Annotated in this window: 4 protein-coding genes; 1 reads left to right on the top strand and 3 read right to left on the bottom strand. The window is 38.3% G+C overall.

Annotated features, from left to right (window positions below; translation table 11 throughout):
* Positions 1 to 104 precede the first annotated feature (104 nt).
* Positions 105 to 3176 carry a SusC/RagA family TonB-linked outer membrane protein gene (locus tag VNZ46_RS13355; protein ID WP_325560596.1) on the bottom strand — a complete coding sequence of 1024 codons (3072 nt, stop codon included), beginning with the start codon at positions 3174 to 3176 and terminating at the stop codon, positions 105 to 107.
* A gap of 353 nt (positions 3177 to 3529) precedes the next feature.
* Between VNZ46_RS13355 and VNZ46_RS13350 the strand changes: the two genes are divergently transcribed.
* On the top strand, positions 3530 to 4369 hold the full coding sequence (locus VNZ46_RS13350) for a ThuA domain-containing protein (protein WP_325560595.1): 840 nt from the start codon (positions 3530 to 3532) through the stop codon (positions 4367 to 4369).
* On the opposite strand, the gene VNZ46_RS13345 is transcribed toward VNZ46_RS13350, so the two are convergent.
* Both VNZ46_RS13345 and VNZ46_RS13340 read right to left on the bottom strand, forming a co-directional pair.
* Entirely contained in the window at positions 4340 to 6799 is a 2460-nt protein-coding gene (locus tag VNZ46_RS13345) for a ThuA domain-containing protein (protein ID WP_325560594.1), read from the bottom strand. The genes VNZ46_RS13350 and VNZ46_RS13345 overlap by 30 nt on opposite strands.
* 12 nt (positions 6800 to 6811) lie before the next feature.
* On the bottom strand, positions 6812 to 8695 hold the full coding sequence (locus VNZ46_RS13340; protein WP_325560593.1) for a 7TMR-DISM family protein: 1884 nt from the start codon (positions 8693 to 8695) through the stop codon (positions 6812 to 6814).
* Positions 8696 to 9097 lie beyond the last annotated feature (402 nt).

Here is a 9097-nt window from a genome sequence, read left to right as displayed (position 1 = left end):
CAGAATCCAGAAAACTTTTTTTACATCCACTGTCTGCAATCAGTAATGCCGCAGTGCATAATATGAGTAATTTCTTATTAATTGTTTTCATTTTGAAGATCTTATTATAGAGAAACATTTAGGCCTAAAGTGTAATATCTTGGTGTTGGACCATTGTTTTCAGGATCCCAGTAATTCCAGTTTCTTGTATACACTGCTGCATTATTTACATTTGCATAAATCTTTGCATTTTTAACATGCAACTTGTTGATTAAATTTTGTGGAAGCGTATAGGCCAGCGCAATCGTATTTAAACGGATAAAAGAGTTATCTCTAAAAACACTAAAACTGGTTCCACTAGTCCCTGAACTCAGCCTTGCGTAGTCATTAATAGGATTATCAGGCGTCCAGTAAGGCAGTACATAAGAATTCTGGCGGGCAAAACCTACACTACCTGGCTGGTTCTTTGCAGAATTATATTCTTTTTTTTGTCCCCAGTTAGACAACAGTTGAAAAGAGAAGTCGAAGTTTTTGAAAATATTAAATTCGTTCCGGATTGCAAATATAAACCTGGGGGTTTTATAGCCGAGAAACTGTTTATCTGCGTCACTATAGGAATAATCGCCATTAACATCTTCTAATTTAAAATCACCCGGTTTAATTGCCGCTTTAGTATATTTTGCAGCTTCTGCCATTTCATTTTCCTGCCAAACGCCCACAACCTTGTAATCCCAGATCACATCAATATCTTTTCCTATGAACCAACCATTTCCCGGATCGTCTGCTGGTAAGGCTAAACTCACAATCTTATTTCTTGAAAACGAAAAATTAAAATTGGTATTCCATTTTATCTTTCCATCTGTGATATTTTTACTGTTTAAACTGAGTTCCATTCCTTTGTTCCTGATCTCTGCAAGATTTGAATAGACATAGGCGTAGCCGGTAACATTTGGTACTGTTTGCTTAACCAAAAGATTATTTGTCTTTTTATCATAAACATCAATGGAACCACTGATCCTATCGCCCAGAAAAGAAAAGTCAAGGCCTAAGTTTAAAGCTTTGGTCTGTTCCCATTGTAAATTGGCATTTGGCATTCTTGAACCTATAGCCAGTGTATTTACACTTGATGCTGTACCACTGCCGTCAACAGTCTGATATTTATCACTTCCAAGTGTAGCCAAGGCTGCATAAGGCTCAACAGTATTGTTATCCGGATTACGAAGATCCCGGTTACCGTTAACACCATAAGAGATGCGGAGTTTTCCATAATTTAACCAGGTAAACGATTTCATAAAAGACTCTTCTGTAAAATTCCAGGCAAAGGCAGCAGCAGGAAAAGTTGCTCTTTTGTAATTGGCACCAAAAACGGAATAGCCATCTCTTCTCACCGATAACGTTAGATTGTAACGCTGCATCAGGCTATAGTTTAGCCTCGCCATAAGCGCATCTCCCGTATATACTTTATCTTCACTGTTTACAGATGGTTTAATACCACTGGAGATATTATGATACCCTAAAACATCGCCTGGTACAAAGCCTTCATTTCCAGCTTGCGTCCACCAAGTCTGATATTTTTCCGCGTTGGCTAATAAGGTCACATCAAAATTATGAATATCAGCTATGGTTTTATTCCATTTGAGTAAATGATCGACTTGCCAATTGTAGCGGGTTTCATTTGCACGGGTAACCGAACCTCCTGGAGTGGTCACATTGGGGTTTTTAGAGGAAGCATGATCAAATGTGCGGTACATATCTATACCAGGGCTAAAATTGAGCTGATAGGTAATGCCTAAAGGCAGTTTAATTCTTGTATACAAACTGGCGAATAAAGTATTCTGCCTGTTCATTCTTTCATTATAGGCGGTATTCAGGAAAGGATTTCTCGCATTCAAACCGTTATCATCTGTCGGGATACGTCTCAAAGTTCCATCGGCATTATACATATCGCCATAAGGAGATAAACTAATCAGTTGATTCCAGTCTGCTTCTATAGCACCTTCATCGCGGTCTGCATATTGTGCATTAAGGCCTATCGTCATAAATTTCGCAGCCTGTCCTTCTAAATTAACTCTGGCACGTACCGTACTGAATTGCCCCCCCTCTATCAGGTTTTCATTCTTCTGATACCCGAGAGACATATAATAGCTGATTTCATCCTTCTTGCCGCTCATGCTCAGGGTATGGTCCTGGCGCAAACCAGTTCTGAAAATCTCGTCATACCAATTCACAGTTTTACCGGAAAGGTAATTGGATTTTTCATTAGCGGTAAGTCCAAGCCTGTTTAGCCATAGGTCTACAGGATCTCCTGTCTGGCCATTTAACCATTGGGTCATCGTTACACCCGAAGGTAAATTTCTAGGATCATTATACAGATAAGTTGCAGTTGCTCCCCCACTTCTCATAACATCAGCTCTCCAGTCTAAAAATCCCTGCCCGGTATAAGGTTGCATATTCTGTGCAAGAGTGGCCAAACCGATATTTGTATTAAATGTGATCGTCGGTTTATCTCCTTTTCCTTTTTTTGTTGTAATGGCGACCACACCCGTTGCCGCTTTAGCTCCATATACCGCCAGTGAACTCGCATCTTTAAGTACGTCGACAGTTTCAATATCATTAGGGTTAATATCGGAAAGCTGACCGTTATAGATCACTCCATCCAATACGATCAATGGTGAACTACCTGCTGTTAAGGTTGATTTTCCCCGAACGAGTAAATCTCCGCCTCCCTTGGCACTGGTATTCAAACTAACCGAAAGACCGGCAATATTGCCTTTTAGAATGTCAGCTACACTTTGAGGATTCTCATTTTCCAATTGTGTTGCTTTTATACTGGAAATAGCCCCGGTTGCATCTTTTTTAGTAGTGGTACCATAACCAATCACCACCACTTCAGATAGCCCCTTAGATTCTTCCTCAAGGCCCACATCAATTTGATTACGGTTATTTACAGAAATTTCTTTAGTGGAATAACCAACCGCAGAATAGATTAAAGTTGCATTTCCAGATGCTAAGATCGAATAGTTTCCATCAGCTCCGGTAGAGACACCGATTCTGGAATTTTTGATTTTTACGGATACACCAGGTATTGGTGCTCCCTGTTTGTCTTTCACAATACCTTTTACCGTACGGTCCTGAGCGAAGGCCAGTACGCAGCTGGTTAGAAAGAATACAATTAGAAGAGTAATTCTTTTTTTCATTTGCTTATTTGGTTAGAATTAAAATTGGTGGGATAAAACTATTTGAATAAATGCAGATGAACAAGAAAAATATTTCTTAATTAATTGTAATTCAGATACTTATAAATTTTATTGATACGCTTAAAACACAAATAACAAACTGCTTTTTCATTGATTATGATGTCCTTACTCTATTTTGGATATTTAGGTTTGATACGGTAAAAAAGCACGAAAAAAAAATTAAAAAAACTTATGAACATGAGTCAAAAACAGCATTTAAATCTATTTAAATGGCACATTCAAAATATAGAAGATGTGTTTTTGCCCTAAAAGATTCTATATTTGATCAGTAAATCCTCTTAAATAAAAAAATCATGAACAATTTCCGTCAGATCAGAGGGCTGATTCTAGTCAGTTTGTTTCTTTCTATGTGTTTAAGTCTTACTGTAAACGCTCAAAAAAACAGATTCAAAGTCATTGCTTTTTATACCGCCGCAAACGACCAGGCGCATATCAGTTTTGTACACGAGGCCAATACCTGGTTTCCGAAGATGGCATTAACCTATGGATTCGACTATGATTCGACCTCAAACTGGTCTAACTTGAATGCTAAATTTCTGGCACAGTACCAGGTGGTACTTTTTCTTGACACCAGACCTGAAGATCCTGGGCAGCGAGAAGTTTTTAAACAATACATGAGCAATGGTGGTGCCTGGATGGGCTTTCATTTCTCTGCTTTTGCTCTGGCAAAATCAACTTATCCAGACAATTGGGATTGGTACCACAACCAGTTTCTGGGTTCTGGCTCTTACAGAAGCAATACCTGGCGCCCCACTTCAGCTATATTGCAGGTGGTAAACAAAAGGCATCCCACAATGAAAGGAATCGCTCGTACTTTTAAATCATCACCTAATGAATGGTATCGCTGGGAAAAAGACCTCCGTCAGAATCCTGACATTGATATTCTTCTTGCTATAGACAGCACGAGTTTTCCTTTGGGGACAGGTCCTAAAGCTAATGAAATATGGCACAGTGGTTATTATCCAGTGGTCTGGAGTAACAGGAAATATAAAATGATCTATGTGAATATGGGGCATAATGATATTGATTATGAACATCATACCAATAAAGACCTTTCGCATACTTTCGATAATCTTACCCAAAACAGAATGATCATCAATGCATTATTGTGGCTGGGCAGCCCAAAAAATTGAATTTCGGAATAACGTGGTATAAGCAGAATTTTTAAATAATTCGGGGCCGTGTCCCATAAAAATATATACATTTCGGGCTTCAATCTTAGGATTTGTCCAGACCACGGGATGATCCCCCATTTTAATATCGGATCCTGGACGATAAGAATCTTCGTTAACTGAAGCAAGGACTGCTACATTTGATCTGGGACTTTTATTATAGGTATACCATTCCTCTTTTTCTATCGTAAATTTCCTGGACACTCCTTTCATTACAGGATGATTCGCTTGCTCTACATTGACTTCTCCGCTGGAGAAATCGGCTATGTAGTTTTTAAATTGTATCTCACCCATAAAATCAGAAAACCAGGACCACATTTTATAACCGTCAAAATCACCAAGTAAGGTAGCATGATGAAAGCCAATCCAGCCGCCCTTTTTTTGATCCAGATATTTTTTAAAAGCAGCCATCTCTTGTGGTTTCCAGCCATAGGGAACATAATCCAGTTGAATAAGCAACTGGTATTTAGCCAAAAATGAGTCATTAAACAGATGTGTGTCCTGAACATAGTCTATCTTAAAACTACTGTCTGCGGCCAGTTTATCCAACCAGACCCTCGCAGCTTTTGAATAGGCCAAATGGTGGCCCCCATTTTCTGCAAATGCCAGTACACGAAAACGTGGTTTATTGATTCTGGCTACAGAAGGTATTGAATCTTCTTTAACCGTTGCTGTTACAGCTTGTAAAAACCAGGCAGCATGCGGAAGCCACTGTTCTGTCCAGCGCCATTCATTACCATTATCCTCTTCTTTAAAGAGGATTCCACGACCATCCTTTTCCCTTCCGGTAATCCCATTGGATATCCCACCTGTTTCTGAGCCATGCCCAAAACTAGAATGCATGTAAGGCACATTTTTCTGACCAAATCCATACATAAAACATCTTTGAAAGGGATTCATTCCTAAGATCCAGTTCAATTGGTTATAAGCAAATTTCGTCAGCGCCTTGCTATTCACATTTAAAAATCCAGATGTAGCTAAAGAAGCTAATCTGGCATTTTCTCCCTGCCACCACCAGCCCGTTTCATTTTCATGAGGAATAAAAAATCCATCCTTTAATTTCCCCTGGTAAAGAAACCTTTGACGTGCATATTCAAAAGGATTTTCTATATTTTTGGATAAGCGAATCTGATCGTCCAGTATTTTTTTTATCATTTCAGAGGCACTATTTCTGAATGTCGGTTCATTTTCCTTTTCTAAATACCTGTTTAAAGCAACAACTGGTAAACCTGCATCAGATGCGTGCCAGAACGGGCGAATCCCATCATCCGCGAGGAGATAACCTTCTCTGGTTTGTCTTGCTTTCAACCGCACAGCAAATTTCCTGGCTTCATCCCTGTAAAAACCACGATCTGTTGATATCCACAATTCTGTGGCCGCCATTAAAGCACAATAGTCATCAATGATATTGTCTTTCCCATCATCTGTGTACTTATCATTGTTTTTAAGCAGATGCGTATAAGCCCTTTCTGCGCCCTCAAGATATTGTGATGAAGTAAAAATGCCATTTAGTTTCCATCTGGAAATTCGGGCCAATGCGGCAATAGCCATCCCTCCGCCTTCTCTGAAAGCACATTGATACTCATTAGTGGTCACACTGTTGGCCCGCAATCCTACTACTCTTCTGTCTTTGGGATCTTTGCTGAAATAACTGAACAAAGTCATGTAAAAGAAGTCATCTCCGGACAAGGAACGCCTCAAATAATCAGCGCCCCATATCGCTTCTTCCCGAATGGAGTCCAGAAGGTGAAGTTCTCCCAGCAGTTTCGGAACTTTTTCTGTGGTGTTAACCAATGACCAGGTAACCAATGGGATCTGCTGGGGAGACATAAAATTCGCATAAGCAAGATGAGAAAAGTATTTACTTACATCTCCGGAAGCATCACACCAACCACCTCTCAAATCAACGGTTTGATCACTGCGATATAACTGCACGTGCTCATCAGCTTTCCATTCTTCAGATGTATTTGCCCGCTGCTTTCTAAAATAATGTAATAGTGCAGGCAATGTGATTCTGGCAAGGGCATTTTCTCCGATTTTGAAGGGCACTGAAGACCGGGATTTCCCATGCTTTGTGAGTAAAACCTTATATGTCCCATTAAGGTGGAAACGAGAAAAATCTGCCTGATAATAGGTTTTATTGATATCCCATTCTTTCAACTTAAAAGGACCATTCAATTTGCTTTTATACAGAACCTTAAGTGAAGAAGCATCTACTATCTGAAACTCAGTGGTCTGGTCAGATAATTGATCAAATCCAACAACGGCCATCTTGCTTCCCGATGAATCGTAAGCCACCTGGTTTACATAAATAACAGGCTGGGCCCATCCTGCAGTATAACAGCCAAACAGCATGCTGATAAACCATAAAACCTGAGCTGATCTTTTCATAACAAAAGGCATTTAATTAGATTCTAATACGAGTTTACTCCATCCCCCATCTCCTGCATTTTTCAATTCCTTTTTCCTTTCTTCCAGCACCTTCTGCATTTTACTATTGTAAGACCAACAAGTACTTTGGCGTATCAGCAACAGTTCCGATAATTTGTGAGAAGAGATTTTTCCTTTTGTAGAGTACACAAGGAAAAGCATGTAAAAGGCTTTATTGATCGGAATACGGCTGTTCTGGAAAAGGGTATAAGCTATAACAGATTCATCATATCCACATTTGGTACATCTTCTGCTATAGGGCAGATATCCGGCCAGAAATTGTTCATTGCTACATTTCCTACAAGTATATCCTTTAGACCATTTCAATTCAGAAAGGTATTTGAAGCAAGTTTCCCTATCCGGATATATTTTGCTAAACTCTGCAAAATCTACTTCATGAGACATGACCCTTGCCCTGGTGACCTTTTCTATATTGGTGTGCAGCTCCTGATTGTCTTTTTCAAGCATAGCATTCATCATCGAGATCTCCTCATTCTGCTTTTCAATAATCGTGGCTTTATCCAACAATTCCCTTGTTCTTTCATCAACTAAAGAGCTCAACTCCTTATTAAGGGTATCTTTCAGTTTTTCATTAATCTGCAACTGGTCAATAATACGCTTCTGTGCTTTGTCTTTTTTTCTTCTTAATGTACGGACACTATCGCCTATTGCAAAGGAGACCAGGATCATCTCAATAACGAAACAAAAACTTAAACTGTAATAGGTAAAAGGACCATAGGGAAGCCAGCTCACATTAAGAAGCAATAGAATTTTAATTACAAAACCAAGGAGCAGAAAACTATAACCCATTACAAAAAAACGTGCAGGACGATATCTGTTTCTGAAGATATAAATTCCAGTTCCCCAGGCAAGCAGCAAAGGAACAAGTTCTATGAGCTTATAGCTAAAGAGATTTTTATTCAATAGGCAAAGAATGAAAAACAAAGAACGCAAAATGATCATTCCAATAATTAAGCGATATAATTTTGGTGCTTTCGATTTAACATACAGAAAATTTAAGGTAAAAAGCAGACCAAAAATGCTGCTGAAGAACAGCGCAAAACCGAATCCATATTCATTCCACCAAGGTTGGTTGGGCCACAGGTACTGAAAAGCAATTCCGTCACTACTCATCTCATATAGGCCGATGCTTAAATTATAAAGCACATAATAAAGATATTGCCGTTGTTTAATGGCAAAGAACATCAGCAGATTATACAAACTAAAAACAATGACCATTCCGTAGAATAATCCAAAGATCAAATACTCATTCAATGCATATTTTATAAACCAATGCACATCTCTAAGTACAATAATTGCGCCTACCGACTGGGAAGATTTAAGGCGGACATAATAAGTCAACTCTTTATCGGTATCGTTATTAAGGTCAAAAGTGAAATTTTTATGCTGGTACTGTCGCTCTCCAAAGGGATAGGCGGTTCCAAAATAAAAGGTGCTGTATTTTCCCAGACTATCCGGAACGTACAAGCTAATGTTATGGATACTTTGATCGAAAAATTCAAGAATCCAGTTTTTCCGGCTTAAACTATTGTGTTTAATTTTAAACCGGTACCAATAGGCCGAACTTAAATTATAATTTTTGGGTGTATAGTTCTTGTTTGGTTTAAATTTAGACGCTATTGATGGTTTCAAAACATCTTCAAGAGTCAAATTATTGGATTTATCTTCCAGATAATCGATCTCTCCATAGGATATAATATGATGGGGTATATGATCTCGAATAGCAATAACTTCCTGTCCAATAAGCCTGTGGCTTAATGGCAAGGTAAAAATCAGAATTAAGGTAACGATTCTAACAAGACAATAAAGTACGGATAAACGATAACGCTCTGGCATGAATATTAAACTTTGCAAACAATATAACTTATTTAAATACGGATCACTTCATTCAGAGATAGGGTACGTATTTTTTGGTCTACAATCGTAAATCTAATGTAGTTTTCAATTAAAACAAACAACAAAAACACTGTAAAACAGTGCATTAAACGCAAAACAATACGCTTAAAACACAAAAGTAAAAATAAAAAAGAGAGGTAAAAAACAGAACCAGATTGAAGGAAAACCAATGATAAAAAACAAATGATACGCTTTAAGCACATTTATTTTTATTTCAAATAATAATAATTTTTTTTGGGACGAATGTGAAGATTAAGGAAAAAAGCAGGATAATTTAAATATTTAATTGAATCTGGCTATAAAAAAAGAAAGGGTTGTTCCATCCAGACACTCCCCTATTCT

This window comes from Pedobacter sp. (genome assembly GCF_035566355.1).
Lineage (GTDB): Bacteria > Bacteroidota > Bacteroidia > Sphingobacteriales > Sphingobacteriaceae > Pedobacter.
Note: the sequence above shows the minus strand (reverse complement) of the source record. Positions and strands in the feature narration are given on the sequence as shown.

What these genes read in the sequence shown, in the direction of transcription:
- VNZ46_RS13355 (WP_325560596.1), bottom strand. Translation starts at nt 3,176, where the DNA reads ATGAAAAAAAGAATTACTCTTCTAATTGTATTCTTTCTAACCAGCTGC.
- VNZ46_RS13350 (WP_325560595.1), top strand. Translation starts at nt 3,530, where the DNA reads ATGAACAATTTCCGTCAGATCAGAGGGCTGATTCTAGTCAGTTTGTTT.
- VNZ46_RS13345 (WP_325560594.1), bottom strand. Translation starts at nt 6,799, where the DNA reads ATGAAAAGATCAGCTCAGGTTTTATGGTTTATCAGCATGCTGTTTGGC.
- VNZ46_RS13340 (WP_325560593.1), bottom strand. Translation starts at nt 8,695, where the DNA reads ATGCCAGAGCGTTATCGTTTATCCGTACTTTATTGTCTTGTTAGAATC.